Below are 26,831 nucleotides of genomic sequence, written 5' to 3'. Positions count from 1 at the left end.
GAGAGCGAAAAGCGTTGTCTCGCGTTCGGCGTCTTACGGGATCCGAACCGTGTGCTCGAGCGTTCCCACGCCCTCGACTTCGATCTCGACCTCGTCGCCGTCCTCGAGCGGGCCGACGCCCTCGGGCGTGCCGGTCGCGATGACGTCGCCGGGCTCGAGCGTGAGGTAGGTCGTGATCTCCGCGATCAGCTCGGGGATCGAGAAGATGAGTTGCTCGCGGGAACCGTCCTGTTTCAGCTCGCCGTTGACCCTCGAGCGGACGAAGGCGTCTTCGGGGACCTCGTCCGGCGTCGCGAGGACGGGCCCGATCGGTGCCGCGCCGTCGAAGGCTTTCCCGCGCACCCAGTTTTTCTCTTGGCGCTGATCGTCGCGGTTCGAGACGTCGTTCACGCAGGTCATCCCCGCGACGACGTCCATCGCCTCCGATTCGGGAACGTGGCGACACTGCTCGCCGATCACGACGCCGAGTTCGGCCTCGTGGTCGATCCGCTCTTTCCCTTCCGGGACGGTGACGGTGTCACCGTGGCCGGCCAGCGTGTTCGGCGGCTTGAGGAACAACAGCGGCCGGTCGGGGACGTCGGAGTCCATCTCCGCCGCGTGGTCGGCGTAGTTGCGGCCGATGCAGACGATCTTCGACGGCTCACACGGTGGGAGGACGTCGACCTCCTCGAGGTCGTAGGAGTCGTTTGCGAAGTGGACGCGGCCGTTCTCGAGTTCGCCACGGCGAGTTGCACCTGCTGGATCGCGGAATCGAACGTATCTCATGCGCAGTCGGTCGCGCTCCGGGTGCAAAAGCGTTGAGAAGGCGGCGATGTCTCGGGTCGTGCGTGACCGCGTGCCACCCCGGCCACGGAACGGAACGCTTTTTACTAGCCCCCGGCAACGAAAGACTGTAATCGCCCTCGAGGCGTGACCGCTCCGTTGGTGTAGTCCGGCCAATCATTTCGGCCTTTCGAGCCGATGACCTGGGTTCAAATCCCAGACGGAGCACTTTTCGGCGAACAAATCCGTGAGCCGAAAATGCGACCCTGGATTTGAATCAGACCAGTCGCGCGCAGCGTAGCGAGCACGTCTGGGCGTGGTTCAAATCCCAGACGGAGCATTCTTCTGAGAAACGAAGTGACGGAGAGGGAAGCGCACGCTCTGGGATGCGACCCTGGATTTGAAGTAGAGAAACACGAGCGATAGCGAGCGTTTCGCGTGGTTCAAATCCAAGACGGAGCACTACCGCGACCGAGTTTTCCGAGGGAACGAAGCATAACAGCACACTCGAGAACCAGGCAGCTACGACCGAACTCGAGCGTGGCCCAGTCGTTCTCGACGCTCGCTCGACACCGTCTCGAGGGCGGCGTATGTATCGTTGTCCAATGGACTCTCCTACAGGAGAACGAGGCTATAAGCCGACGTCCCGCATTACCGCGATAGTGTATGTCACACAAGCGAGCTATTATCGCTCTCCTGTTGATCGCGTCGCTTCTCGTGGCGGTGCCGGTCACACCGGCACTCGCACAGGAAGACGAAGAAGCAGGCGAGGACGAAGAAGCGGAGAGCGAAGGGGGACTCGAGGGGATGATCGAGGGGTTCGTCGAAGCGCAAGGGCTGGTGGGAGCGATACTCGTCCTCGCTGGTGGTGCGGTCTTGCTTACGGTCTGCGTCGAGAAACTGATCAGCTATCTCACCCGTGCGGCGTTCGGGTTGCAGCTGTCGCTGTTCGCGCTCGCGATCATCTTCACGGGGTTCGAGTTCGACGACACGATCCTCGCGCTCGTCCTGTCTGCGGGCGGACTCGAGAGCGCTGCGCTCGGGACGGCGCTCGGCACTGGACTGGCGATCATCGGCGTCACACTCGCACTCGCTGCGATCGTCAGGCCGTTTCCCGTCGATCTTCCGACCGATTACGTCGTTCTCTTCGCGCTGGCACCGCTGTTGTTGGTTCCGTTCGTCCTCGTGGGGACGCTGACGTTCGTCCACGGCGTCTTGCTGCTCGGTTCGTTCGTCCTGATGTTCGGCTACCTCATCGTTCGCGAGTACCAGCGCGAGACGCCCGTGTTTCGAAATACCGAACTCGGGAGGGAAGTGCAACCAGACGGCGGCGTCGCCATGCCCCAGTCGATCTCGGAGATCCCCGAAGATCGCCTCGTCGGTGGGCGCTCCGCGTCCGGGTGGATCTGGATCGGCCTCTCCGTACTCGCGCTCGCCGGGATCGTCCTCGGAGCGATGCTTCTGGAGGCCGGATCGGAGGTCGTCGTCGACGGGTTCGGCATCGAAGAGACCGTCTTCGGTGCGACCGTCCTGACGGTGATCCTCACCTTCGAAGACGTCATGCTGACGATCGAACCGGTTCGCCGGGGCGTCCCCGAGATCGGCGTCGGGAACGTCATCGGAAGCGTCCTCTTCTCTGTGACCGGAAACGTCGGCGTCATCATGCTGTTGAGCGACCTCGAGATCTCGAGTTCCGTGCTGACGTTTCACCTCCCGGTAGTGATCGCCGTGACGGCCCTCGCCGCGTACTTCCTCTACGAGGGGCACCTGAAGCGGTGGCACGGCGTCCTCCTCGGTGGGCTCTACGTCGCCTACTGGCTGGTCGCGATCGTCGTGTTCGGTGGAGTTCCGATCAGCGGCTAACCCCGGGCTCTCCACGCCGGGTCGAACTCAGATGAATGCCAGCGGGAGCATGATCGAGACGCCGATGGCGACGCCACCCAGTAATTCGAGTTTGCCGCCGTTTGGCAGCCCTTCGCCGTGCTCGAGCGCCTCGGGGATGAACTCGGTGAGCACGAGGTAGATCATCGCTCCGGCGGCGAAGCCAAAGCCCAAGGGCAGGAAGTCCCGGGCGAGGCGGACGAACGCGAACGCGATGACGGCCCCGACGGGCTGGGGGAGACTCGAGAAGACCGCCCACCAGACCATCTTCCACTCGGAGACGCCCATCGCTCGCAGCGGGATCGAGATCGCGGTTCCCTCGGGGACGTTGTGGATCGAGATCGCGACCGTCATGAAGATCGCGAGTACAGGAATCGTAAACCCGAGAAACTGCGGACCGGTGCCGAGGTTGAGGTCGGCAAACGAGACGCCGACCGCCACCCCCTCCGGGAAGCTGTGGACGGTCAGGACGCCGAGGATCAACAGGAGTTTCTTGAAGTCGGCTTCTCCGTACTCGCGAGGGTCGACTTCGGCGTTCGTGATGACGTTGTGGGCGACGACGACGAGCACGACGCCGACGGCCATCCCCGCGAGAATCTCCGCGGGGCCGCCCTCGGCGAGGCCCTCCTCGATGAGTCCGAACACGGACGCAGAGACCATGATGCCGGAGGACAGTCCCCAGAGAACCACGTTGCCGCGGTCGCTGATGGAGTCGAAGAAGAAAAACGGAATCGCACCGAGTCCGGTCGCGAGAGCGGTGACGAATCCGGCGACGAACACCAATACGAGGTTCTCGACGAATCCCATCTCTGGTTCAACCTACGAATCGTGCGTATATATCAAACAGGGATTAGGTCGCCCAAAATCGGTTCAGACGGCGAGTACCGAGTCTTGCAGTCGTCCCGTGCTGGATCGGCCGAGGACGCTACAGCGGGAGAACGGAGACGCCGAAGGCGTACTCCGCCACGATATCGGCTGCGAACAGCAGAAACATCGCTGCCGCCGCGCGGTGAACCCACACGAGGTTGAAGTAGTGTGCGACCCGGTCGAACACGAGCGCCGTCGCCAGGCTCACGGGAACGATCGCGAGCATCTCGCCGACCCAGATCGCGGGGTGTGCCCCGTACTGGACGGCGAGGCTGATCGTGACGAGCTGGGTCTTGTCGCCGAATTCGGCAAACGCCATCGCCGAGAACGACGAGAGGTAGCCGGTCGTCGACGACGAGATAGCATCCGACGCGTGCTCGAGTGTGCGCTGGCCGCCGTTCGCGACGGAGTCCGAATCGCCGTTGGTGGCGGGTTCGGACGTCGACGCGTCGGCAGTCAGGTCGTCGATCCGCGAGTACAGAATCCAGATCGCAAACGCCACGAACAGTCCCGCGGTGATCACGTCGAGGTACAGTTCCGGGAGTGCTCCCTGAAGCGCCTGGCCCAGGTAGATCTCGAGGAGCGTCCACCCACCGAACGCCGTCGCTGCGCCGGCGACGACCGCGTACGGGTTGTACTTCGTTGCGAGCCCGGCGATCACGAGCTGGCCTTTCTCGCCGGGGAGCGCGAGAAGTTGCAACACGAAGGCCGTCACGAGGACGTCGACCCACGTCGCCATTGGGGAACGTAGAGACAGCAGACGAATGAGCGTTTCGAGTGGTATCGGGCCGACTCCGACCCCGGCCAAGCGTCGCTCGGACGCAACTCGAGCGGCGACGACGTGACAGAGGGATACACCCATGGGGACCGGAATAGAAGACGTAGACAGTGTCCGATCCAGCACACGCTCGAGACGCGACCGAGGTTCTGGACGACCTCGAGACGCGATGGGACGGGCTGTCTCCCGAAGAAGCCAGTCGACGACTCGAGGAGTACGGCGAAAACGACGTCGTTCGGGGCGAAAAGCGGACGTCGCTCGACATCTTCGTCGCCCAGTTCGACAGCGCGCTCATCTGGGTGCTCCTGGGTGCCGTCGTCCTCTCGGTCTGGGCGGGAAACACCGTCGACGCTGTCCTGATCAGCATCATCGTCGTGGCGAACGGAATCTTCGGCTTCATTCAGGACTACCGGGCCGAACGAAGTCTCGAGTCGCTTCGGGAACTCGCCGCGCCGACGGCGACGGTCCGCCGAGACGGCGAGGCGACCGAGGTCGACGCCACGGAACTCGCCCCTGGCGACGTCGTCCTGTTGCGCGGCGGCGACGTCGTTCCCGCCGACGGCAGGCTACTCGAGGCGACCGATCTCGTGGTCGACGAGGCCGCACTCACGGGGGAGAGCGTGCCGGTCTCGAAGTCGTCGTCGCCGGTCGATCACGAGACGCCGCTCGCCGAACGCGAGAGCATGGTGTACAAGGGGACGAACGTCGCCCGCGGCAAGGGCGTCGCCGTACTCACGGCGACCGGCATGGAGACGGAAGTCGGCGCGATCGCGGAGGAACTGGCGTCGACGGCAGAGACGCGGACACCGCTGCAGGAGGAGCTGGACGTGCTCGGCCGCAACCTCGGAATCGGCGTGCTCGTGCTGGCTGCGCTCGTCGTCCCGCTGTTGCTCGTTCGAGGGGTCGGGGCGATCCAGGCCGCGCTTACCGCAGTGTCACTCGCCGTCGCCGCGGTCCCAGAGGGACTGCCGGCAGTGGTGACGCTCACCCTCGCGCTGGGGGTCCGGAAGATGACCGAGGCGGACGCGCTCGTCCGGCGTCTCCCGTCGGTCGAGGCGCTTGGCTCCGTGGACGTCGTCTGTACGGACAAGACGGGGACGCTCACGAAAGGCCAGATGACGGTCAGCAGGCTCTGGCTGAACGACACCGTCGTCGACGTCCAGGATCGAGAGGGCGAAGCCACCGATCGCGAGGAACTGCTCTTGCGGATCGCGGCGCTGTGTAACGACTCGACGGCCGACGAGGGCGGCCCGACCGAGCGGGCGCTCGTCGAGGTGGCCGAAAAGCGAGGACTCGACGTCGCGACGCTCCGCGAGGAGCACCCGCGGACCGACGAGGTCCCGTTCTCCTCCGAACGAAAGTGGATGGGGACCGTCCACGACGACGTGGGCTACGTCAAAGGTGCACCCGAAGTCGTCGTCTCGAACTGCGATCGGGTGCTCACCGCCGACGGCCCGACGGCGATGACCGACGACGCCCGCGACCGGATCGAGTCGCGGGTCCAGGCGTTCGCCGACGACGCCCTCCGCGTGCTGGCGATGGCGTACCTCGAGGACCCCGACGACGGCGAGGACCTCGAGGACGGACTCGTGTTCGTGGGGATCGTGGGCATGATCGATCCGCCCCGCGAGGAGGTCGCCGACGCGGTCGCGGCGACGAAACGCGCCGGCATCGCCGTGAACATGGTGACCGGCGACAACGTTCGGACGGCGAGAGCGATCGCAGAATCGCTGGGCATCGGGACGTCGGTACTCGAGGGTCGCGACCTCGAGGCGATGGACGACGAGACGCTTCGCGAGCGCGTCGAGGAGGTCGACGTCTTCGCCCGGACCTCGCCCAGCCACAAGGTTCGGATCCTGCGAGCACTGCAGGCGAACGGCCACGACGTCGCGATGACAGGTGACGGCGTCAACGACGCGCCGGCGCTGAAAAACGCCGACATCGGCGTCGCGATGGGGATTCGCGGGACCGACGTCGCCAAACAGGCCTCCGACATCGTCCTGATGGACGACAACTACGCGACGATCGAGCGCGCCGTCGAGCGCGGCCGGGCGATCTTCGACAACATCTGGAAGTTCGTCGCCTACCTCCTCAGCGCGAACGTCGCCGAGGTCGCGCTGGTCTTCATCGCCTCGCTGTACGGCTACCTCATCCTCCCCGCCGTCCAGCTACTGTGGATCAACCTGATGACCGACGGCCTGCCGGCGCTCGCCCTCGGGGCCGATCCCGCAAGTGAAGACGTGATGGACCGACCGCCACGCGAGCCCGATCAGGGAATCGTCGGCAAGCCGATGCTCGGGCTGATCGGCGGGATGGGGACCGTGACCACTGTCGTACTGCTCGCGCTCATGATCTACACTCTCGAAGGAGCCCCCGAGACCACGCCGTACACGATGACGATGGTGTTCACGGGCTTCGTCTTCCTCGAGCTCCTGGGGCTGTACGTCATCCGCTGGCTGCGCGACACGCCGATGCTGTCGAACCCGTGGCTCTCGGTCGCCGTCGTCACGTCGATCCTCCTTCAGCTGTCGGTACTGTACACGCCGCTGAATCGGTACTTTGGAACGGTTCCGCTCGGACTCGAAGACTGGGCGCTCCTCGTCGGCGTCCTCGTCGTCTGTCTCCCCGCCTATCTCGGCGTCGCGACTCTCGTCAGACGCATGGTGCCGAACGCGCCGGCCAATCGATGAGCGTCCAGTATCAATAAGAGCACCCGGGTCGAATCGGAGGACGTCGTGACCGTACCGATACAGCGGCTCGTTCTCGATCTCCTGAAACCGCACGAACCGGGCATCGTCGAGTTCGCAGAGACCGTCGCGGCGTGTGACGGCGTCGACGGCGTCAACGCGGTGCTGGTGGAGACGGATCGCGAAGTGCAGAATCTCAAACTCACGCTCGAGGGCGACGCGATCGACGCCGAGGTCGTCGAGGAGACGGTCGAGGAACTCGGCGGGACGGTCCACTCGATCGACGAGGTCGTCTGCGGCGAGCGCGTGATCGAACAGAGCGAAACGCCCCAGGACCGCTGAGCTGCGACGATGGCCGACATTCGCGAACTGCTCCGCAAGGAGGACGTCAGGTCGATCTCGCGGCGGTACTTCATCTCTAACGGCTTCGACGGCACGCTGACGAGCATCGGCGTCATCGTCGGCGCGTACCTGTCGGGCGTCCCAGACGGCCTCACGGTGTTCAAGATCGGCCTCGGGGCGGCCGTCGGGCTGGGAACGTCGGGCGTCTGGAGCGTCTGGGAGATCGAACGGGCCGAAAAACAAGCCGAGATCGTGCGGATCGAACGTGCCATGCTGACCGACCTCGAGGACACGAAAGTCCAGCGAGACCAGGTCGGCGCGCGGAAAGTCAACGCGGTCGCCAGCGGCATCGGTCCGCTGATCGGCATCATCCTCCCGCTGCTCCCGTTCTTGCTCCACGAGATCTACCTGTCGCTGCTCGAGGCGACGCTCGTCGGCATCGCGATCGGCGTACTCGTGTTGTTCAGCTTCGGCGCGTACCTCGGGTCGATCTCGAAACAGAACTGGATCGTCGCTGGCGTCCGCATGGGACTTGCGGGACTCGTCGTGGCGTTTCTCAACCTGTTTCTCCCGGGTTGACAGTTCGATACCCGATCGGTTCGCCATCGAAAACGAACGACGGTGATCGAACCACGGTTAAGGTAGACGCGAACGCTAGTGGCAGTATGTACGACCGAATCCTGGTCCCGACCGACGGGAGCGAGACGGCCGACCTCGCCGTCGACCACGCACTCGAGGTCGCGTCGCGCCACGACGCGGAATGCCACGTGCTGTACGTCGCGGACACGAACGAACCGAGTCTCGTTCGAATCGAGGGGAGCGTCCGCGACGTCCTCGAGAGCGAAGGCGAAGAGATCGTCACGGCGGCGGTCGAGCGAGCGAGAGAGCGAGGCGTCTCCGTACGAGACGACGTCGTCCAGGGCCACCCGGCGGAGGCGATCTGTGAGTACGCGACCGCGTACGAGATCGACCTCGTCGTGATGGGTGCCCACAGCGGCGACCCTGGACAGCACCGACTCGGGAGCGTCACAGAGCAGGTGATTCGATCCGCCGACGTGCCGGTCCTGACGGTCCGTGAACCGGGGGCGTTACCGTCGTACGAGACCGTCCTCCTGCCGACCGACGGGAGCGACGTCGCCGCGAGCGCGCTCGAGGTCGCCGTCGAGGTCGCCGACCGAAACGATGCGACGTTGCACGTCGTCTCCGTCGTCGACACGACCGGGATCGGGTTCGACGTGCTCACGTCTCCCGCCGAAGCCATCGAGGCGACCCGGACCGTCGTCGACGACGCCGCAGAGCGCGCCCGGGAAGAGGGCGAGGGGGTCGACGTCGTGACGGCAGTCGAACGCGGCTCACCCTGGCGGGAGATCGGCACGTACGTCGACGACCACGACGTCGACCTCGTCGTGATGGGCACGCACGGCCGTGGCGGTATCGAGCGCTACCTCCTGGGAAGCGTCACCGAGAAGGTGGTCCGCACCAGTCCGGTCCCGGTGGTGACCGTTCGATCCGGCGATCGAAATCTCGAGTCAGACCAGTAACGGACCGCAGGGTCGACCGGCCACGAACGGAAGCACTCGAGTTCGTCGCGAGCCAGCGATCGGAGATCGAGTGGGTCTCCGCTGCACCTGGCGACAGCCACACCTCGTCGAGCGGTCGTTTCTCTCGAGATACGAATCGGCCACGGAGTACCATGCTGTTGTAATACCGACGAATGGTTGGCTTCTCGGTGCCAGAACGGCCGATAGAGCTAAAGTATCGATGTGTAAATATATCGGTCGAACGTATGGGGAGGGAGTCGCTAGCTGAGATCGAGTTTCTCGTCCGCTCTACCTGTCGGGTACGAATTCTCGAGGCACTGACCGAATGCGGGTCCCTGACCAGTGCGGAGTTACGGCGAGAGATCGGCGTCGTTCGGACGACTGTACAGCGAAACCTCGACGCACTCGAGGAACGCGGGCTGGTTCACTCGGTCGCCGACGGATACGAGATCACGATCGCGGGAGAACTCGTCGCGACGGGCATCGGCGAGATGACCGAGACGGTGGCGTTTATCGAGCGAGCGAAAGCCGTGTTGAGCCAACTTACTGAGGCAGACGTTCCCCTGGACGTCGATCCGCAGGCGCTGGTCGACGCGACGGTCGTCGAGGCGACGGCCGCGAACCCGTACGCGCCGGTCGAGAGTCATCTGAAGACGCTGACGACGACCGCACGCACGAGAGCGGTCCTTCCCGCGACGTCGGCAGACGCACTCGAGACGGCGCGGTCGGCCGCCGAATCGGGAGCCACCGCGGAGATCGTCCTCGCTGACGAGGTCGTCGAGACGGTGCAGTCGACCCCGACTCTTCGCGAGCACTTCGAGTCGCTGGCCGACCTGGAGAACGTCACGATCTACCAGTACGACGGCGAGGTTCCGTACTACCTGGGCATCCTCGACGACGCCGTCCAGATCGGCGTCCACGACGAGGCCGGCATTCCGCAGGCGTTGCTCGAGTCGACGGACGACGACGTCAGGGAGTGGGCGACGGAGCGGTACGAGGCGTACAGGAGAGACGCAGAGCCCCTCGCGTAACGCTGGCGATCCGTGCACGGCGTGCACATCGTGTGTGGAATACACTGATATGGCGCTCGTACGTGATACTGCCTGCGGTAGGTGGTGGGGGGTGGCTCGGTCCCGCGTCACGGAACGGGGGTGCACAGATAACGTCAGCCGGACGTGAACGGGACCGCTTTTTCGTACTGCCGGCAAAAGGGTCACACACTGATCGCACGTGAGACGCTGTCGCCGGTGGCGACAGCCGTCGAGTCGCGATCAGGAGTGTACTGACTGTTGTCCAGTAGTATTACTGACTGTTGTCCAGTAGTCTCAGGCGCGCGTTCTCTCGTGTCGACGCACTCGAGCCGGTCGCTGCGACGGCTCCGCCGTCGGCCCAGTACGGACGAGGTCGTATAAAAGAAGCGGAATGAGCGCGAGACAAACTGGCAGGATTTAAGCGGGGAGGAATCCGCCTTTCGAGTGCGCATGAAACTGCACGAGTATCAGGCGAAGCAGGTCTTCGCCGATGCCGGAATCCCGACGCCGGAGTCGAAATTGGCTTCGGACGTCGACGGCGTCCTGGCCGCGGCCGAGGAGATCGGCTACCCGGTCGCGATCAAGGCGCAGGTACAGGTCGGCGGCCGCGGAAAGGCCGGCGGGATCAAACTCGCCGAGGACGAGGAGGAAGCCCGTGAGGCGGCCGACGCCATTCTCGGGATGGATCTCAAAGGCTACTACGTCGACCGCGTGCTGGTCGAGCAGGCAGTCGACTTCACTGACGAACTCTACGTCGGAATCACGATGGACCGCGGCGAGGGCAAGCCCGTCGCGATGGTCTCGACGAAAGGCGGCGTCAACATCGAGGAGGTCGCCGAGGAGGACCCCGACGCGATCGCGCGCGAACACGTCGACCCCTCCTTCGGCATGATGCCCTACCAGGCACGCAAGGCCGTCTACGACGCGGGCGTCGACTGCGACCTCGCTCGTGGCGTCTCGAGCGTCCTCTCGACGCTGTACGATCTCTGGGAGGAAAAAGACGGCAGCGACGCCGAGATCAACCCGCTGATGGTCACTTCTGACGACGAGGTCATCGCGGCCGACGCCGTGATGAACATCGACGAGGACGCGCTGTTCCGCCAGCCCGAACTCGCCGAGATGGAAGAGGAGGCCGCCGGCGGCGACGAACTCGAGCAGAAGGCCGACGAGTACGGCTTCGACTACGTCCGACTCGAGGGCAACACGGGGATCATCGGCAACGGTGCCGGTCTCGTCATGACCACGCTCGACCTCGTCGACTACTACGGCGGCGAGCCCGCGAACTTCCTCGACGTCGGTGGCGGCGCGAAAGCCGATCGGATCGCGAACGCACTCGATATGGTGTTTTCCGACGACAACGTCGAGAGCGTCGTCTTCAACATCTTCGGCGGCATCACTCGCGGCGACGAGGTCGCCAAAGGGATCAACGAAGCACTCGAGCAGTTCGACGAGATCCCCAAGCCGGTCGTCGTCCGTCTGGCCGGCACCAACTGGGAGGAAGGTATGGAAATTCTCAACGAGGACCTCGTGACGGTCGAACAGACCCTCGAGGATGCGGTCCAGCGTGCTGTCGAGTACGCTGAGGAGGTGAACGAATAATGAGCGTACTCGTCGACGAAGACACTCGCGTCGTGGTACAGGGCATCACTGGCGGCGAGGGCAAGTTCCACGCCCGCCAGATGATGGAGTACGGCACCAACGTGGTCGCCGGTGCGGTCCCCGGCAAAGGTGGCCAGGACGTCGACGGCGTCCCCGTCTACGACACCGTCGACCAGGCCGTCGAGGAGGAAGACGCCGACACCTCGGTCATCTTCGTCCCGCCGGCGTTCGCCGGTGACGCGATCTTCGAGGCTCTCGATACGGACCTCGATCTGGCAGTCGCCATCACCGAGGGTATCCCGACCCAGGACATGGCCAAAGTCAACAAGCGCCTCACCGAGACGGACACCCGTCTCATCGGCCCGAACTGTCCCGGCCTCATCACCCCCGGCGAGTCCAAGCTGGGCATCCTGCCCGGCAACATCTTCGAGTCGGGTAACGTCGGCCTCGTCTCCCGCTCGGGCACCCTGACCTACCAGGTCGTCGATAGCCTCACCCAGCGCGGAATCGGGCAGACTACCGCGATCGGCATCGGTGGCGACCCGATCATCGGCACGAGCTTCATCGACGCGCTCGAGCTCTTCGAGAACGACCCCGAGACGGAAGCCATCGTCATGTGCGGTGAGATCGGCGGCGAGGACGAAGAGCAGGCCGCGGCCTACATCGACGAACACGTCGACACGCCCGTCGCCGGCTTCATCGCTGGTCGCACGGCCCCGCCAGGAAAGCGCATGGGTCACGCCGGCGCGATCGTCTCCGGCTCCGGCACCGGCACGGCAGAGAGCAAGATCAACGCCCTGAACGACGCGGGCGTCCCAGTCGGCGACACTCCCGAGGAGGTCGCCGACCACATCGAAGAGTTCCTGTAACCGGCTCTCGTCTCTCCGTTTTCGGTTCTACGCTGGCTGGTGGTTCGAGATTACCTGCCGGAGCGTCGCCTCGTTTTGCATGCCGACGAGTCGTTCGACCGGTTCGCCGTCGACGAAGAGCACCAGCGTCGGCAGTCCCTGCACGCCGTGTTGCTGGGCGAGCCGCTGGTGGGCGTCGGTGTCGACTTTCGCGACGGTCGCCGTCGTCTCCGCGGCGATCGTCTCGAGCGTCGGCGCGAGCATCTGGCAGGGCCCACACCAGTCGGCGTAGAAGTCCACGAGGACGATCGGGTGACGGTCGACGACCTCCTGGAAGTGCCCCGATCCCGTCACCGAAACCGGCGTGTCGGGACTCGAGGCGGCCTGCTGTTCGCGCTCGGCGCGCTTGCGCAGCTCTTCTCGCTTCTTCTCACGAATCCGCTCGAGTTCGTCGGTCTCGTCCATACGTGAATGTATTACGGCCGGCCGAAAAACGATTCCGACACCGGTCCATTAAAAAATGGCCCCGAGTTTCGCGCGAAGCCAGCCGAAGAACCCGGACGGTCCGTCGTCGTCGGTTTCGTCGGCATCGGCGTCTTCGTCCGCTTCGGAATCCGTTTCGGCCATCTCGTCGGCAGACGAGTCGTCGGTCTCGTCCTCGAGTGTGTCGGCTATCTCGTCCTCGAGATTGCTCGACGCGTCGTCCTCGATCGACTCGTCGTCGACCACGTCGTCGACGCTCGGCTCCGGTTCGAGGTCGTCCGTCGACTCGCCTTCGTCGACGGTCTCACTCGAGAGTTCGTCTTCGGTCGCCCCCTCATCGGCGAGTTCGTCCGTGAACTGCTCGACGTCGTCTGATTCGGCCGTCGACGCCGCAGCTGGCTCCGTCTCGGCGTCGGAGTCGGTCGCCGTCGTCGATTCGTGGTCGTCTGCAGACGACGCCCCTTCCGTGTCGCTGTCGATCCAGAGGAACTCGTCTTCTTTCGTCCGCCCGGTGAGGAGCAACTCGTCGAGTGCTGCCTCGTCGACGAGCGCGTCGTCGAGGTCGGATTCGTCCTCGTCGGCGTCTTCGTCGGCGCTGGCGATGATCTCCTCGGGACTCTCGTCGACGAGGACCGAATCGGTATCGAGCGTCGCGTCCCCTTCGGCGCGAAGTTGGTCGAATACGTCGGTGGCCGTCCGGTCTTCGATCCCGTCGTCTTCGGCGCTCGTCTCGGTGGCCGATCGATCGTCCTCGTCGATTTCGAGGGACTCGTCCTCGAGGTCGCCAAAGAGCTCGTCGGCGCTGGGACCGAGTTCCACCATCCCCTCCCCGGATTTCTCGTCCGTCGTACTGTCGGTCATGTCCTCGCTTTTGGCTTCTACACCGGCCAAAAACTTTAAATTTTGGTACGGTCACTCAACTGAACCATTATGTGTTCGACGAGCGGGCGAAACGCGCTCGTAGAAACCGGCGTCGTCAGCGGGTTTCTCGCCGAGATCGGAACCACAGACCACACGAGAACCGTGATCGGCGAGCGTTCCGGTACTGCGAGTCGACAGGAACCGAGCGTCAAGGAGAACGGTGACCTGCTCTCACCCGCGGGCGGTCGTTCACAACTGGACTCGACAGGTCGAGGTCGTGTGTGAACGGCCGCGTCGAAGCCGTCGGCACAAGCGCTATTGCGCCGGGCAGTGAACCGACGAAATCACGATGACTGGAATCGAGTACGACGACTTCCTCGACCTCGAGTACGAACCGTCGGAGACCGAGCTGGTCTGTGAGTTTACCGTCGAACCGGGCGAAGGGATGTCGATGGAGAGCGCGGCGAGTCGCGTCGCCTCCGAATCGTCGAACGGGACCTGGGCCGCCCTCCACGTCGACGAGGACGAGTTCACCGACCTCGGGGCGGTCGCCTGCGGAATCGACGGCGACGAGATCACCGTGGCCTACCCCGCCGACCTGTTCGAGGAGGGGAGCATGGCGCAGATCCTCTCGTGTATCGCGGGCAACATCATGGGGATGAAGGCTGTCGAGACGATCCGACTCGAGGACTGTCGCTGGCCCGAGACGATCGTCGAGGGATTCCCGGGCCCACTGTTCGGGCCAGACGTGGCGACGGAAAAACTCGACGCGGACGACCGCCCCGTGCTTGCGACGGTGCCGAAGCCGAAGGTCGGCCTCTCGACGGCGGCACACGCCCGCGTCGGCGAGGAGGCGTGGCTCGGTGGCGTCGACCTGCTGAAAGACGACGAGAACCTCACCGACCAGGCGTTCAACCCGTTCGAGGATCGCCTCGCCGAGAGCCTCGCCGCGCGCGACCGCGCCCAGGAGGAGACGGGCGAACGCAAAGACTACCTCGTCAACGTCACCGGGGAGACGACGGAGATGCTAGAACGGGTCGACCTCGTCGCCGAACACGGCGGCGGCTTCGTCATGGTCGACGTAATCACGTCGGGCTGGTCGGCCGTCCAGTCGGTCCGCGAGCGCGCCGCCGACCACGGTCTCGCGATCCACGCCCACCGCGCGATGCACGCCGCCTTCGACCGACTCGAGTACCACGGCGTCTCGATGCGCGTACTCGCACAGATCGCCCGCCTCTGTGGCGTCGATCACCTCCACACCGGCACCGCGGGACTGGGCAAACTCGAGAACGAGGACACGCCGGGGATCAACGAGTGGCTCACGTCGGACCTGTACGGGCTGAATCCCGTCCTGCCGGTCGCCTCCGGCGGCCTCCACCCGGGCGTCGTCGACCAGTTGCTCGAGGCGCTGGGGACGGACATTATCGTCCAGGCCGGTGGCGGCATCCACGGCCACCCGGACGGCACTCGAACCGGCGCGAGGGCGCTCAGGCAGTCCGTCGACGCCTCGATGGCGGGCGTCCCGCTCGAGGAGTACGCCGACGACCACGACGAGCTGGCGACGGCCCTCGAGAAGTGGGGCGCGGAGACGCCGCGGTGAGTGCGATCGGTTGACGATCGAGCCGGCGTCTGGCTCATCGACCTCGACGTTCGGCTATCGGACCGTCGCTGTGGCCCGAACGTGACGAAATTTGTGACGTACCACAACGATTATAGTTACGTCAACCAATCGCTAGGCCGTGGTTTACGAGACGGGAAATCGGACGGTAGACGACGCACTCGAGCGGGTGTTCGCCGGCGAGCAACTCGATCGAACTGACGGGTTGGCGCTGATCGCCCAGCCTGTCGAACCGCTCGCGGAGGCGGGAGCCGCCGTTCGCGATCATTTCGGCGACGGCACGGTCGACGCCTGCTCGATCGTCAACGCGAAGGCGGGCAACTGCGCGGAAGACTGCGGCTTCTGTGCGCAGTCGGTCCACTTCGATACGGGCATCGAGACGTACGACTTCATCGGCCCGAAGGCAGTCCTCGAGGCCGCGAAACGCGCCGAACACGACGGCGCCCAGCGATTCGGCATCGTCGTCGCGGAACGGGGCGTCTCGAAAGAGAAGCGCCCCGAGGAGTGGGCGGAGGTCCTCGAGGCCATCCGGCTGGTTCGCGAGGAGTGTGACCTCGAGATCGACGCCTCGCTCGGCATCCTCACCGAGGAGGAAGCCGCGATTCTGGCCGACGAGGGTATCCAGCACTACAATCACAACATCGAGACCTCGCCGAACTACTTCCCCGAGGTCGTCGGCACACACGAGTTCGAAGACCGCGTCGCCACCCTCGAGGTGGCCAGGGAGGCCGGCATGGACCTCTGTGCGGGCGTCATCCTCGGGATGGGCGAGACGCCCACCGATCGGGTCGACGCTGCCATCGCCTTACAGGAGATCGGGATCTCCTCGCTGCCGGTGAACGTCCTCAACCCCATCGCCGGCACCGAACTCGGCGGCGAGACGCCGGAGATCACGACCGAGGAGATCGTCAAGACGGTCGCAGTCTACCGACTCTTGCACCCGGAGGCTCGAGTGCGCCTCACCGGTGGCAGGGAGGCGAACCTCGCCCCCGACGAACAGCATCTGCCGCTCGAGGCGGGTGCGGACGGCATCCTCACCGGCGACTACCTCTCGACGGAGGGGCAGTCGCCCGGCGAGGACATCGAGATCGTCGAACGCGCCGGGCTCGAGCCCAACCGATCGGTAAACGACTTCGATCCCGAGGCCGTGAAAGCTCGCGGTCGGGACGACCCGGTCGAGCCCGCCGTCGGCACCGTCGAGAGCAACGCCAGCGTAGAATCGAGCGACGACTGATACTGCTGGACAAAACGGTTCAGACATCGATCGCACTCGAGACGCTGTCGCCAGCGGCGACAGACGGCGAGACGCGATCGAGTATTCACTGACTGTTGTCCAGTAGTATGACGACAGCAGACGACACGACACGCCATGGACGACGTCAACTTCGCAGTACTCGGAACCGGCGGTATCGGACGACGAACGCTCGAGGTCAGCCAGCACAAAGACGGCCTGACCCCCGTCGCGGCGTGTGACCGCCACGGCGTCGCGGTCGACTTCGACGGACTTGACGTCGAGGAACTGCTCGACGCCACCGAAGGGAATATCGACAACGAGGTCGCAGCCGATGGCGGCGCGGCCACAGTCAAACAACACGGCGAGGACAAAGGCGTCGTCGCCTCGGAGCAGGCCCGTCCCACGGAGGACGCGATCGGCGACGTCATCGACGTGAGTGAGGAGATCGACGCCGTGCTCGTCGCCCTGCCGAACTACGAACACGACTTCATCCCTCGAGTTGCGGATCGGTTCGTCGACGCCGACTACGAGGGTGTCCTCGTGGACGTTCTCAAGCGTTCGCGCGTGATCGGGATGCTCGACGAGCGAACGGCGGCGTTCGAGGAGTCGGGTATCACGTTCGTCTGTGGGGCCGGCGCGACGCCGGGTTTTCTCACCGGCGCAGCGGCGATCGCCGCCCAGTCGTTCGTCGAGGTCGAGTCGGTCGACATCTGGTGGGGCGTCGGTCTCAAGTCGGGTTACGAGGACAACCGCGGCACCGTCCGCGAGGACATCGCCCACCTTGAGGAGTACGACATCGAGACCGCCCGCGAACTGGGCGACGAGGAGATCGAGGAGATCGTCGACGAACACGACGGCGTCATCGAGTTCAACGACATGGAACACGCCGACGACGTCCTGCTCGAGCGTGCGGGCATCTGCGACGCCGAGGACGTCACCGTCGGCGGAATACTGGACGTCCGCAGCGACGAGAAGCCGACGACGACGACCGTCCGGGTGACGGGGACGACCTTCGACGGCGAGACGGGAACGAACGCGTTCGAACTCGACGACGCGACGAGCATGGAGGCAAACGTCAACGGGCCGGCGCTCGGCTATCTGAAAGCCGCCGTCCGTCGGAACCGGGCCGGAGAGTACGGCGTCCTGGGCCCCACAGAGCTGATGCCGGGATTCTAACCGGTCGCCGCACCTGACACTCGTGGGAGCCGGAACGAGACGAATCGTGAGAGTCAAATCACGGGGCTGTGACGAAAGAAGCGGATGGAAGACCGTGGGTTCGATCTCGAGGAACGCGTCGCCACGCTCGAGGAAGCCGACCTGAGGCGGACGCTCGCGCCCGCCGACCGCGTCGCAGAGCGGGGCTACTTCGCGCCGCCGCCGGAGGGCGGCCTCCCCGTCCTCGACGCCGAGGAGGTGCTCGTCTTCGCGTCGAACAACTACCTCGGGTTGACGGGCGATCAGCGGGTACAGAACGCCGCTCGACAGGCGGCCGCGACCGTCGGGACCGGTGCCGGCGCGAGCCGGCTCGTCACCGGCGATACGATCGTCCACCACGACCTGGAGCGCCAGCTGGCGGAGACCAAAGGGGCGGATCGCGCCCTCGCGTTCTCCTCGGGGTACGCGGCGAACGTCGGGACGATCACCGCACTCGAGCCGGACGTCGTCTTCTCGGACGAGTTGAACCACGCGAGCATCGTCGACGGCTGTCGGCTCTCCGGGGCCGACGTCGAAATCTACGACCACTGCGACGCGTCGGACCTCCGCTCGAGGCTCGCCGCGCAGGCCGATCGACCCGGAGCCGACGACGAGTCGTGGCTCGTCGTCACCGACTCCGTGTTCAGCATGGACGGCACCGTCGCCCCGCTCGCAACGATCTGTGACGCTGCCGAGGAGTTCGGCGCGTGGGTGATGGTCGACGAGGCCCACGCGACCGGTCTCTACGCCGACGGCGGCGGCGTCGTCCAGGCCGAAGGGCTCGCAGATCGCGTCGACGTCCAGCTCGGGACCCTCTCGAAGGCGCTCGCGAGCCAGGGCGGCTACGTCGCCGGCGACGACGCCCTGATCGAGTATCTGGTCAACGACGCCCGCTCGTTCGTCTTTTCGACCGGTCTCGCGCCGACCGCGGCCGCCGCCGCGAGCGAGGCGCTACACGTCGCCCGTCACGGCGACGTTCGCGAACGCCTCTGGGAGAACGTCGCCCATCTCCGGGACGGCCTCGAGACGATGGGCTATACGGTCCTCGGCGACTCCCAGATCCTCCCCGTCCTGGTCGGCGACCGCCGCGACGCACTCGACCTCGCGGACGGGATTCGCGATCGCGGCGTTCTCACGCCGGCGATCCGTCCACCGACGGTTCCCGAGGGGACGAGTCGAATCCGCGTCGCGCCCACGGCCACCCACGACCAAGACGACGTCGTCGCCTGTCTCGAGGCGTTCCGCGCTGCCGGCGAGGAGGTCGGGATCCTGTGAACGGGCGTCCACTCGCCGTCGTCGGCACCGGCACCGGCGTCGGCAAGACGGTCGTCACTGCCGGGGTGACGGCGTGGCTTCGCGAGGAGGGTGTCGACGCTCGAGCGATAAAACCCGCCCAGACGGGACATCCGCCGGACGACGACGTCCACGTCGTCGCGACCGCCTGTGGCGACCCCGACGCGTCGACGTGTCTCCAGTACCTCGAGGAACCGCTCGCCCCCCGCGTCGCCGCCGAACGCGGGGGTGTGGCACTCGCCTACGACGAGTTGCTGGCCGACTGCGAACGCGAACTCGAGACATGCGAGGTCGGTATCGTCGAGGGAATCGGCGGTCTGCGCGTCCCGCTTGCGGGCGAGCGCGAGGTGATCGACCTCGTCGCAGACCTCGAGTGCGAGGCGGTGCTCGTCGCCCGGTCGGGACTCGGCACGCTCAACCACACGGCGCTCTCGGTCGAGGCACTCCAGCGTCGCGGCGTCGACGTTCGCGCGATCGTCCTCAACGAGTACGCCGGCGAGACCGTCGCCGAACGGACGAACCCGGCGGAACTCGAGCGGATGACCGGGCTCCCGGTCGAGACGGTGCCGCCGCTCGCGACGACCGATCCGAACGCCGTCGCGAGTGGCGTTCGCAAGGCGCTCACACCGGCCGTCGTTCCGGTCAGTACTGGCCGAGAGTAACTCACACCGTCGGCGTGGACCGTTCGCGTTCGGCCGCCGGATCGGTCGTCGGCTCGTGACGGTCGACGACGTACGTCGCGAGTTCCGACTTCCGATGTTCGACCTCGAGGTGGACGAGGAGACGTGATTCGCCTTCGTACGTGTCGTTACACAGCGGGCACTCGTGGGTCACGACCATCACTGGTCACCATCGAGTACTGTCACCCCGTGTCATCGTAATAGTGTCGATCGTTCTACATCTAGACATGTCGTCGAGCGACCCTCGAGCACGTCGACGGCTCCAGGGTCGCTCAGAGAAAGTCCGAAAGCCCCGACTGGTTGTCGTCGGTCGCGTCCTCGCCACGATCGTCGTCGTTCGGTTCGTCGCTCGAGGCGTCGAGCGTCTGCTGGTCGGCACTGTCCGACGCCTCGTCGCTCGAGTCGGCGTCCGCTGTGTCGTCGCCGTCCGACCCAGAACTGTCGAAGAAGGCGTTTCCAGACCGTTCGACCGTCTCCTCTATCTTTCGTTCCACCGCTTCCTCGACGATCGACTGCACTTTGTTGGTGTCGGTACCGCTTCCAGTGACGAACGAGACGTCGTCCGCGTCGAAGTCGTAGGCGGCGGCCATCCGGATCGTCAGGTCCCGGTTTCGGCAGTGGTGGGTCAGTTCCGAGAGGAACGGGACGATCTCGCGGCGCGCGGTCGCGACGCTCGTTCCCTCGCGTTCGGCGATCCGTTCGGCGATCGAGTCGCGGGTGTCGCGCGTCCCGCGGGTTCGGCCGAGTTTCGACCAGTAACTCGGCGGGCCGTAACGGGTCCAGCCGCCTTTGGGTTCGCGACGGGAGGCGGCGACGCCCGCGGTCATGTTGTCGGTCGCGTACCGCCAGAACGAGTAGTCCTGCGTCGCCCGGACGCGTCCCAGCCAGCGGTCGGCGTTCGAGAGGAAGCCGTAGGCGTCGGCCAGTTCCGCCCCCTCGTAGTCTTTGGGGACGTTATCCTCGATCCAGTTGAGCAGGTCGTCCGGCGTCTCGTCGACGTCGTAGGACGATCGCAACGCCCCTTCGGCGTCTTCCTCCTTGATGAGCGCGTCGAGGAAGTCGAAGATGCCCTCCGTGCGGTCGCGCTCGCCCGTGACCACGTCGTCGACGGTCAGTGTCTCTGCCTCCTCGGCGATCGCCTGGAGGTCGTTGACCGCCGATCGGAGGTCGCCGGAGGTGGAGTCGGCGATCTTCTCGAGGGCTGCCTCGTCGTACTCGATGCCCTCGCGTCGGCAGATGTCCCGCAGGACGGGGACGATCGACCGTTTGGAGACGTCGCGAAACTCGATCGTCTCGCAGGCGTTTCGCAGCGACTGGCTCATGTCGTAGAACTCGTTTGCGACCAGGACGATCGGCTGGCTCGCGTTCTTGACGACCTTCGTGACCTCCCGGGAGCCGCCGTAGTCCGCAGAGCCGTGGAAGTTGTCCGCCTCGTCCAGGATCACGAGTCGGCGGCCGGCCTCGCCGCCGGTGAGCGTGCCGCTTTTCGAGGCCTCGCCGGCGACCCGCTCGATGACGTCGGCCTTCCGATCGTCGCTCGCGTTGAGTTCCATGACCGGCCAGCCCATGTCGTTGGCCAGCGCATGGGCGGCCGAGGTCTTGCCGACGCCCGGACTGCCGTGGACGATGACCGCCTTCCGGTGGTCGTCCCAGGTCTCGGCCCACTCTTTCAACTGGTCGCGGGCCTTGTTGTTGCCCCGCACCTCCGACAGCGTCGACGGGCGGTACTTTTCCGTCCAGTCGGTCATTGCATCGTGGTAGGGATGAGCCGCGTTTAGTGGTTGCGGAGCCTCACTCCTCGTGCTCGTCGACCGTCTTCAGGTCCAGACGGGATGTGACATCCTCGTACGTCTCGTCGCTTGAGACGATGGTCTCTCCATTCGATTCAACGAGGTGAAGTGCGTCGAACGGTGTGAACCCGTGGTCTTCCACATATGTCGCCGCCGTAACGACCGTCTCCACATCACCACGTACCTCAACGAGGTTGGCGGCGTTCGAAACGACGCGTTCGGTATCACGTTCCTCGCGGTAGGCGACCATCAGGAGTTCGATGAGCGTAAACTGCGATGTCCATAACACGTCGCGGTGCTCTCGGTATACCGACTCGACAGCGTCGCCGAGCCAGTCATCGTCCTTAATCAGCGCGAGAAGGAAATCGGTTTCCGCATACATCTATCGTCCGGCCTCATCGAGCGCTGCTTCACGTGCTTCTTTACAAAGTTCGCCGGCCGACTTCTCGACGTCCGCGAATTCGTCCCTGAGTGCCTCGAGCGGGTCGTCGGCGACAGGAATCAATTTGAGCCCATCAGGAAGCTGCACGACGTGATATCGGTCCCCGTATCGCTCTCGGACCTCCTTTGGGAGCGTGAGACGACCACGGTCGTCCAGCGCTACGTCTGACATACCTTGATGTTCGGTGGGCGAAAATAAAAACATTCCCCTAATTTATCGGGATACCCATCAGTGGGTGCAGCTACCGAGCTCGTCCACTCGTTCGCAAATAGCGATTACCACACTCGGTACATCGAATCGACATCATATTCTATTGACTTTTCCGTCCAGTCCATTACCGTATTTTTGGCGCGACCGGCGTTTAGTGGTTGCGGAGCGTCACTCGTCGAGTGCCGTCTCACGTGCCCGCTCACGAAGTTCGTCGGCCGATTTTTCGACATCGGCAAATTCGTCACTGAGCGCTTCGAGTGCGCTGGTCACGCCTCCACCGTCACGTCGTCTGCCGGGTGCGGACGCGGCGCGTCCCGGCGGAGGTCGGTCGGCCCCCACCAGACGAGGACGGCGACGACGACAAGCGTCGTCACCGCCGTCTCGTAGAGATCCGCCTGGGGTGTGACCTCGAGTAACTGTCCCGTGGCGTTACCGACGAAGTGAAACAGGATCACGCCGATCACGCTGCGGTTCGTGTTGTTGTACAGCCACGTGTAGAGGACGGCACCGACGAGAACGTTGTAGCCGAAAAAGAGGGGGTCGGGCGCGAAGTCCCAGCTGCTGAAGTAGCCGACCATCGCGAAAAGCGGCGCGTGCCAGAGCGCCCACGCGACGCCGAGGACGAGGCTGGCGGTCAGCGCGCCCCAGCGCAACTGGAGGCGGTCGAGCCAGTAGCCGCGCCAGCCGATCTCCTCGTGGAACGGACCGAGGAGGAAGATGGGGACCAGCGTGACGACCAGCGCGATCGGATCGGCGAGCACCGCGAGCAGCGGTCCGGCGTCGATCGGCTGTGGCTGTCCGTCGATCACCGCTGCCATCGCGGCCCCGACGACCGCGAGCGCCGGCCAGAGAAAGAGGACGACCAGGCCCCACCGCGTCGGGATCCGCCGCAGTTCGATCAGTCGTCGCCAGAGGTCGACGAGTCCGGTCCGTCCCTCGACCAGCCACGACATGACGACGCCGCCGATGGTCACCCCCAGCCCGCCGACGATCAGGAACACGATGCCGGGAAACCGGAAGGCGTGCCAGCCTGCGAGGATCGGGACGCCCCACCAGGCGAACGTCCAGCCGTGGGAGAAAAGCAGGAATCCCCAGACGTCGAATCCCGATCGGGTCACGAGCGTATCACGGCGCGTCATCGCGTCTCCTCGCTCCGGACGGTCGCCACTCGCTCGAGCCCGGCCCACGAGTCGGATGGTCGACACATACCAGAGTGTGATCGTGGGTCGACCGATCAGATACCCTCGAGGATGGTCGCGAGCGCCGTCGCCGCCTCCCTGAAATCCTGGATGGTGACGCCGTCGGTCGTCGCGAATACCCCCTCCGTTTCCGTCGTCACGCGGAGCAAGAACCCCTCGTCGAACACGCGGATCGTGAACTGGTAGTCGCCGAGTTCGGAACCGCGGTAGGCGGTGTGGGCGTCGAACCCGATCGACTCGTAGTCGACGAACCCTGCGAGGTCGGCGTCTCGCTCCAGATCCGAGCGGAGGTACAGCTGGTCGAACTCGTCTCTGGTGAAATACGTCAGCGAGCGCAGTTGATCGCCGACCGCCGTGCGGCAGGCGCTGATCAGCTGGTCGGCCCGCTCGTCGGCAATTTCGTCGGTCATCGCCTGTCGTTTGGCGTGCAAGGTAATAACACTCGAGGTAACGTCCCGCCCTCGCCGGACGGACAGTGGGTGGCTGATCGCCCGCCGGGAGAGGGTCATAACGATGGCTGTGAGTCTGTCCCGCCGCAACCGCGAGATGGTTCGCGGTTGCGTCGGCAACCAGTCACAGCCACCATTATCAGTCCCCGAAGGTGTCGATCAGTTCGCCGTCGACGTACCGACGCTGCCGATAGCCGAGCGCGTTCGTCAGCATCGTGTGTCCGAGGAACGTCGGCGTGTGCTCGAGCAGGCCGAACGGATGGAGGTTTCGCTGGCGTCCTGGCGGGAGGAGGCCGCCGATCACGTGGATCGCACCGTCGTCGGTCGGGAGCGTCCCGGCGGCGACCCATAGGACGGGATCGGCACCGAACGGGTCGTCGTAGGCGATCCCGGCGATCGATCCGCCAGCGTCCTCGAAGGCGTCCGGATCGATCCCCGTCGTCGGCGCGTAGCCCGGCACGTCGATCGGATAGCCAAGCGGTGCTGGCTTCCAGAGCTCTCGCTGGATCGGCCGCGTCCCGGCGAGCAGCGGGTGGTCGGCGTTTTTCTCCCCGAGGAACGAACTGAACGCCTCGAACTCCGCGACGTCGTCGGGCTCGAGGTCGCCGGCCGCGGCGGTTTCCATGACGCCGAGGAGGTGGACGCCGCGGTCGGTCGCAACGAGCGTGCCGCCCGCGTCGACGAACCGATCGAGTTCGGCCACGTACGCGTCGTCGTCGATCCCGTCGTCGTGGTTGACGACGACGTTGTCGACGGCGAGCCGACGGCTTCGACCCCGGAAGAGCCCGCCGTCGCGGATCTCCTCGACGGAGAGTCCGTCGATAGACTGTGGCCCACCGTGGCGACCGCGAGTGCGACCGTTACTACGCCCCGGGCCCGTGGTGTACTCGGCGTAGGCGTCGTAGTACTCGAGCGGCGTCACCTCGTAGGCGCGTTGCTGGTAGCCGATCGCCTCGAGCGGATCGACCGTCTCGACGGCGTCGCCGCGCTCGGTCAGCAAGACGGCGCTGCGGACGGTGACGGACGCGTCGCGGTCGCTACGGAGCGTCTTCAGTTCGACCGTCCACTCGCCGGGTTCGGGGTCCTCGATCGTCCACTCGACGCCCGGTCGCGGCTGTGGACCTGACCCGGCGAGGGGGTTGTACTGGTGGACCGTTCGTCCGGTCGGATCGACCAGCCGTGCACGGACGAACTCGCCGTGGTCCGGATCGACCGAGACCGAGAGTTCGACGGCGTGCGAGGAGACGTCGACGTGAACGTCGCGAGGACGGGCACCGAGCGTGACCGACGCCGAGTCGACGACGCGGTCGGCGTCGACGGGCTCGAGATCCGCAGACGTTCGTGTGAGGGCGTCCGTCTCGACGTACGCCGTCGACGCGCCGTCGGTCTCGATAGTCGCCTCGACGTCCCTGGCCGTGTGCGCCGCCGTCGCCCGGATGATCTCCTGGTAGCCGACGACGTGGAGCTCGACCAGTTCCGGCATGTAGGGGATGCGATCGAGGATCGCGTTGTCCCAGCCGATCTCGTGGGCCATCATCGTGATGCCGAGTCCGCCCTTCTCGGGCGGCTGGCTCATCCAGCTGATGAGCGTCCCGGAGGTCGTGTACCCGATGGTGTCGAGGATCGTTCCGTAGTCGAACGCCTCCTCCGGCGTCGGCAGCACGCTCCCGTCGAACCCGCCCTCGTCGCCGATCCGCTCGTTCAGATCCTCGAAGAACGCCTGCCGTTTCGGCTCCTCGAGCAGCGGCCCGAGCGCCGACTCGAGGCGCGTCTTCGTCGTCCGGTTGAGGTGGTAGAGGTCGTGATACTCACCGTGGTCGTACTGGTCGTTGACGATGAGCCCGAAGATCAGCTCTTCGGACCAGTACATCCCGTGGAGGTCCGTTCCGTACTCGAGGTTCTCGTAACTGCGCATGTGCTCGGCGATCGCCAGCGAGTCCGGGACGTTCGTAACGTACTCCTCGGGAACGTCGTCGTCGACGCCCGGATCGTCGTCCCGGAGGTTCGCCCCGTCGGGCTCGGCGGGGTACCGACCCGAGTCGATCCAGCCGACGGTCGGGTACTGCCGGTTCGGGTCGTTGCCAGCGCCGGTGGTACGCGTGAACGACGGCTCGTCGCCGTACTCGGGTCGGCGGGCGACCCATCCGTCGGGATTCGCGTAGAGGAACAGGAGGACGACGTCGTCGAGCAGCGCCTCGAGTTCGGGCTCCTCACCGGCGAGCAGTCGCTCGACGAGTCGGGAGCCGGCCTCGACGCCGGAGCGTTCGTCGCCGTGTATCGACTGGACGAACAGCACCTTCTCTTTCTCCCGAAAGCTATCCTCGTCGGTGACGTCGTTGGTGACCTCGGCGACGTAGACCTCCTTCGGATCACGCTCGTCGAGAAAGAGGTTATCGTACCCCGGACTCTCCCCGACCGCGCGGAACCGCAACCGATCCGAGTGGGCCGACTCGAGTCGGCGCATCCCGTCGATCAACTGCTCGTAGTCGACGAAGTCGACGCTCTCGTAGACGTCGGGGAAGACGCCCCGTTCGTACTGTCCGAGCCTCCAGAACGGGTTCGAGCCGGGGGAATACTGGAGCTCCGTCACCGACTCGACGTCCGCAACGGCGGCGGCCTCGTCCTCGGTCAGCCTCGCCCACGCCGCCGGTCGTGGCTCGGTCGTCGTCTCGGGGTGAAGTCCGAGCTCCTCGAGGTCCCCAAAACCCGCCGCGTCCTCGAGTAAGATCAGCGAGGCGACGGCGAAGTCGGCGTCGGTGTGGTTCAGGACGAACTCGTACAGCGACGTGAACGTCTCCGACGTGGTCTCGGCCGAGACGGCACCGGGGACCGCGACCGCACCGGCCGTCGCCGCCGAGAGCCGGACGAACTGCCGTCGAGAGAGGGGACTCGATTGGAACCTGTGCGCTGGAACGGATACTAGCGAGTCCTCACCTGTCATCGTGACCGAATGGTAGTGCCATTCGATGCCAACAATCACGTTCTACTAGTTATATCTAATCGTGATAGTAAATTTAGAATACACGATCCGGTGAGATCGTC

The 26,831-nt window shown here is 65.3% G+C and carries 25 protein-coding genes and 1 tRNA gene; 14 read left to right on the top strand and 12 right to left on the bottom strand.

The features are described 5' to 3' along the window. Positions 1-33: 33 nt before the first annotated feature. Positions 34-765 (bottom strand): fumarylacetoacetate hydrolase family protein, encoded by a 732-nt coding sequence (locus MU558_RS15685; protein WP_246968505.1) that lies wholly within the window; start codon positions 763-765, stop codon positions 34-36. A gap of 150 nt (positions 766-915) precedes the next feature. Here MU558_RS15685 and MU558_RS15680 point away from each other — a divergent pair. Beyond that, positions 916-990 (top strand) — tRNA-Glu (locus MU558_RS15680). A gap of 438 nt (positions 991-1,428) precedes the next feature. Continuing rightward, the gene (locus tag MU558_RS15675) at positions 1,429-2,625 is read left to right on the top strand and encodes a sodium:calcium antiporter (protein ID WP_246968502.1); all 1,197 of its coding nucleotides are present in this window, start codon (positions 1,429-1,431) and stop codon (positions 2,623-2,625) included. 27 nt (positions 2,626-2,652) lie between these two features. On the opposite strand, the gene MU558_RS15670 is transcribed toward MU558_RS15675, so the two are convergent. Both MU558_RS15670 and MU558_RS15665 read right to left on the bottom strand, forming a co-directional pair. After that, positions 2,653-3,450, bottom strand: a complete 798-nt coding sequence (locus tag MU558_RS15670; protein WP_246968499.1) for a ZIP family metal transporter — start codon at positions 3,448-3,450, stop codon at positions 2,653-2,655. 118 nt (positions 3,451-3,568) lie between these two features. Beyond that, positions 3,569-4,249, bottom strand: coding sequence for a TMEM165/GDT1 family protein (locus MU558_RS15665; protein ID WP_246968497.1), 681 nt, complete (start codon positions 4,247-4,249; stop codon positions 3,569-3,571). A 149-nt stretch (positions 4,250-4,398) separates the two neighbouring features. Here MU558_RS15665 and MU558_RS15660 point away from each other — a divergent pair, with 149 nt between their 5' ends. From MU558_RS15660 to sucD, 7 genes are all read left to right on the top strand, one after another. After that, positions 4,399-6,978: a calcium-translocating P-type ATPase, PMCA-type gene (locus MU558_RS15660; protein ID WP_246968494.1), complete on the top strand. Its 2,580-nt coding sequence runs from the start codon at positions 4,399-4,401 to the stop codon at positions 6,976-6,978. 45 nt (positions 6,979-7,023) lie between these two features. After that, positions 7,024-7,317, top strand: a complete 294-nt coding sequence (locus MU558_RS15655) for a DUF211 domain-containing protein (protein WP_246968489.1) — start codon at positions 7,024-7,026, stop codon at positions 7,315-7,317. 9 nt (positions 7,318-7,326) lie between these two features. Then, positions 7,327-7,896, top strand: a complete 570-nt coding sequence (locus tag MU558_RS15650; RefSeq protein ID WP_246968487.1) for a VIT1/CCC1 transporter family protein — start codon at positions 7,327-7,329, stop codon at positions 7,894-7,896. 86 nt (positions 7,897-7,982) lie between these two features. Continuing rightward, positions 7,983-8,858 carry a universal stress protein gene (locus MU558_RS15645; protein ID WP_246968484.1) on the top strand — a complete coding sequence of 292 codons (876 nt, stop codon included), beginning with the start codon at positions 7,983-7,985 and terminating at the stop codon, positions 8,856-8,858. A 245-nt stretch (positions 8,859-9,103) separates the two neighbouring features. Beyond that, positions 9,104-9,889, top strand: coding sequence for a helix-turn-helix transcriptional regulator (locus tag MU558_RS15640; protein ID WP_246968481.1), 786 nt, complete (start codon positions 9,104-9,106; stop codon positions 9,887-9,889). Positions 9,890-10,339: 450 nt separating this feature from the next. Then, positions 10,340-11,488, top strand: coding sequence for an ADP-forming succinate--CoA ligase subunit beta (gene sucC / locus MU558_RS15635; protein WP_246968478.1), 1,149 nt, complete (start codon positions 10,340-10,342; stop codon positions 11,486-11,488). Beyond that, on the top strand, positions 11,488-12,357 hold the full coding sequence (sucD, locus tag MU558_RS15630; protein WP_246968475.1) for a succinate--CoA ligase subunit alpha: 870 nt from the start codon (positions 11,488-11,490) through the stop codon (positions 12,355-12,357). The genes sucC and sucD overlap by 1 nt, the downstream gene beginning before the upstream one ends. 27 nt (positions 12,358-12,384) lie before the next feature. On the opposite strand, the gene trxA is transcribed toward sucD, so the two are convergent. Beyond that, positions 12,385-12,801, bottom strand: a complete 417-nt coding sequence (gene trxA / locus MU558_RS15625) for a thioredoxin (protein ID WP_246968473.1) — start codon at positions 12,799-12,801, stop codon at positions 12,385-12,387. A 48-nt stretch (positions 12,802-12,849) separates the two neighbouring features. Then, a complete protein-coding gene (locus MU558_RS15620) occupies positions 12,850-13,680 on the bottom strand; it encodes a hypothetical protein (protein WP_246968470.1) in 831 nt (276 codons plus the stop codon). 349 nt (positions 13,681-14,029) lie between these two features. On the opposite strand from MU558_RS15620, the gene rbcL reads away from it, so the two are divergent. The 5 genes from rbcL to bioD all read left to right on the top strand — a co-directional run bounded on the left by rbcL (position 14,030) and on the right by bioD (position 19,681). Beyond that, on the top strand, positions 14,030-15,280 hold the full coding sequence (gene rbcL / locus MU558_RS15615; protein ID WP_246968467.1) for a type III ribulose-bisphosphate carboxylase: 1,251 nt from the start codon (positions 14,030-14,032) through the stop codon (positions 15,278-15,280). Positions 15,281-15,419: 139 nt separating this feature from the next. Next, the gene (gene bioB, locus MU558_RS15610) at positions 15,420-16,532 is read left to right on the top strand and encodes a biotin synthase BioB (protein WP_246968448.1); all 1,113 of its coding nucleotides are present in this window, start codon (positions 15,420-15,422) and stop codon (positions 16,530-16,532) included. A 135-nt stretch (positions 16,533-16,667) separates the two neighbouring features. Then, a complete protein-coding gene (gene bioU / locus MU558_RS15605; protein ID WP_246968445.1) occupies positions 16,668-17,708 on the top strand; it encodes a (S)-8-amino-7-oxononanoate synthase BioU in 1,041 nt (346 codons plus the stop codon). Positions 17,709-17,792: 84 nt separating this feature from the next. After that, entirely contained in the window at positions 17,793-19,001 is a 1,209-nt protein-coding gene (locus MU558_RS15600; RefSeq protein WP_246968442.1) for an aminotransferase class I/II-fold pyridoxal phosphate-dependent enzyme, read from the top strand. Next, positions 18,998-19,681 carry a dethiobiotin synthase gene (gene bioD / locus MU558_RS15595; protein WP_246968439.1) on the top strand — a complete coding sequence of 228 codons (684 nt, stop codon included), beginning with the start codon at positions 18,998-19,000 and terminating at the stop codon, positions 19,679-19,681. The genes MU558_RS15600 and bioD overlap by 4 nt, the downstream gene beginning before the upstream one ends. A gap of 1 nt (position 19,682) precedes the next feature. Here the strand turns inward: bioD and MU558_RS15590 are convergent, their stop codons facing one another. The 7 genes from MU558_RS15590 to MU558_RS15555 form a co-directional block, all read right to left on the bottom strand. Beyond that, positions 19,683-19,859, bottom strand: a complete 177-nt coding sequence (locus MU558_RS15590) for a hypothetical protein (protein WP_246968436.1) — start codon at positions 19,857-19,859, stop codon at positions 19,683-19,685. Positions 19,860-19,971: 112 nt separating this feature from the next. Further along, positions 19,972-21,447 carry a replication factor C large subunit gene (locus MU558_RS15585; protein ID WP_246968420.1) on the bottom strand — a complete coding sequence of 492 codons (1,476 nt, stop codon included), beginning with the start codon at positions 21,445-21,447 and terminating at the stop codon, positions 19,972-19,974. 43 nt (positions 21,448-21,490) lie between these two features. Continuing rightward, positions 21,491-21,871 (bottom strand): PIN domain-containing protein, encoded by a 381-nt coding sequence (locus MU558_RS15580; protein WP_246968403.1) that lies wholly within the window; start codon positions 21,869-21,871, stop codon positions 21,491-21,493. Continuing rightward, entirely contained in the window at positions 21,872-22,102 is a 231-nt protein-coding gene (locus MU558_RS15575) for an AbrB/MazE/SpoVT family DNA-binding domain-containing protein (protein WP_246968400.1), read from the bottom strand. A gap of 305 nt (positions 22,103-22,407) precedes the next feature. After that, a complete protein-coding gene (locus MU558_RS15565; protein WP_246968385.1) occupies positions 22,408-23,280 on the bottom strand; it encodes a CPBP family intramembrane glutamic endopeptidase in 873 nt (290 codons plus the stop codon). A gap of 95 nt (positions 23,281-23,375) precedes the next feature. Further along, positions 23,376-23,750, bottom strand: coding sequence for a DUF7522 family protein (locus MU558_RS15560; RefSeq protein ID WP_246968382.1), 375 nt, complete (start codon positions 23,748-23,750; stop codon positions 23,376-23,378). 178 nt (positions 23,751-23,928) lie between these two features. Continuing rightward, positions 23,929-26,730 (bottom strand): M14 family metallopeptidase, encoded by a 2,802-nt coding sequence (locus MU558_RS15555; protein ID WP_246968379.1) that lies wholly within the window; start codon positions 26,728-26,730, stop codon positions 23,929-23,931. Positions 26,731-26,831 lie beyond the last annotated feature (101 nt).

Origin of the sequence: Natribaculum luteum (genome assembly GCF_023008545.1) — an archaeon.
Taxonomy (GTDB): Archaea; Halobacteriota; Halobacteria; order Halobacteriales; family Natrialbaceae; genus Natribaculum; species Natribaculum luteum.
The sequence above is the reverse complement of the archived record's forward strand: the minus strand, read 5'-3'. Positions and strand labels throughout refer to the sequence as shown.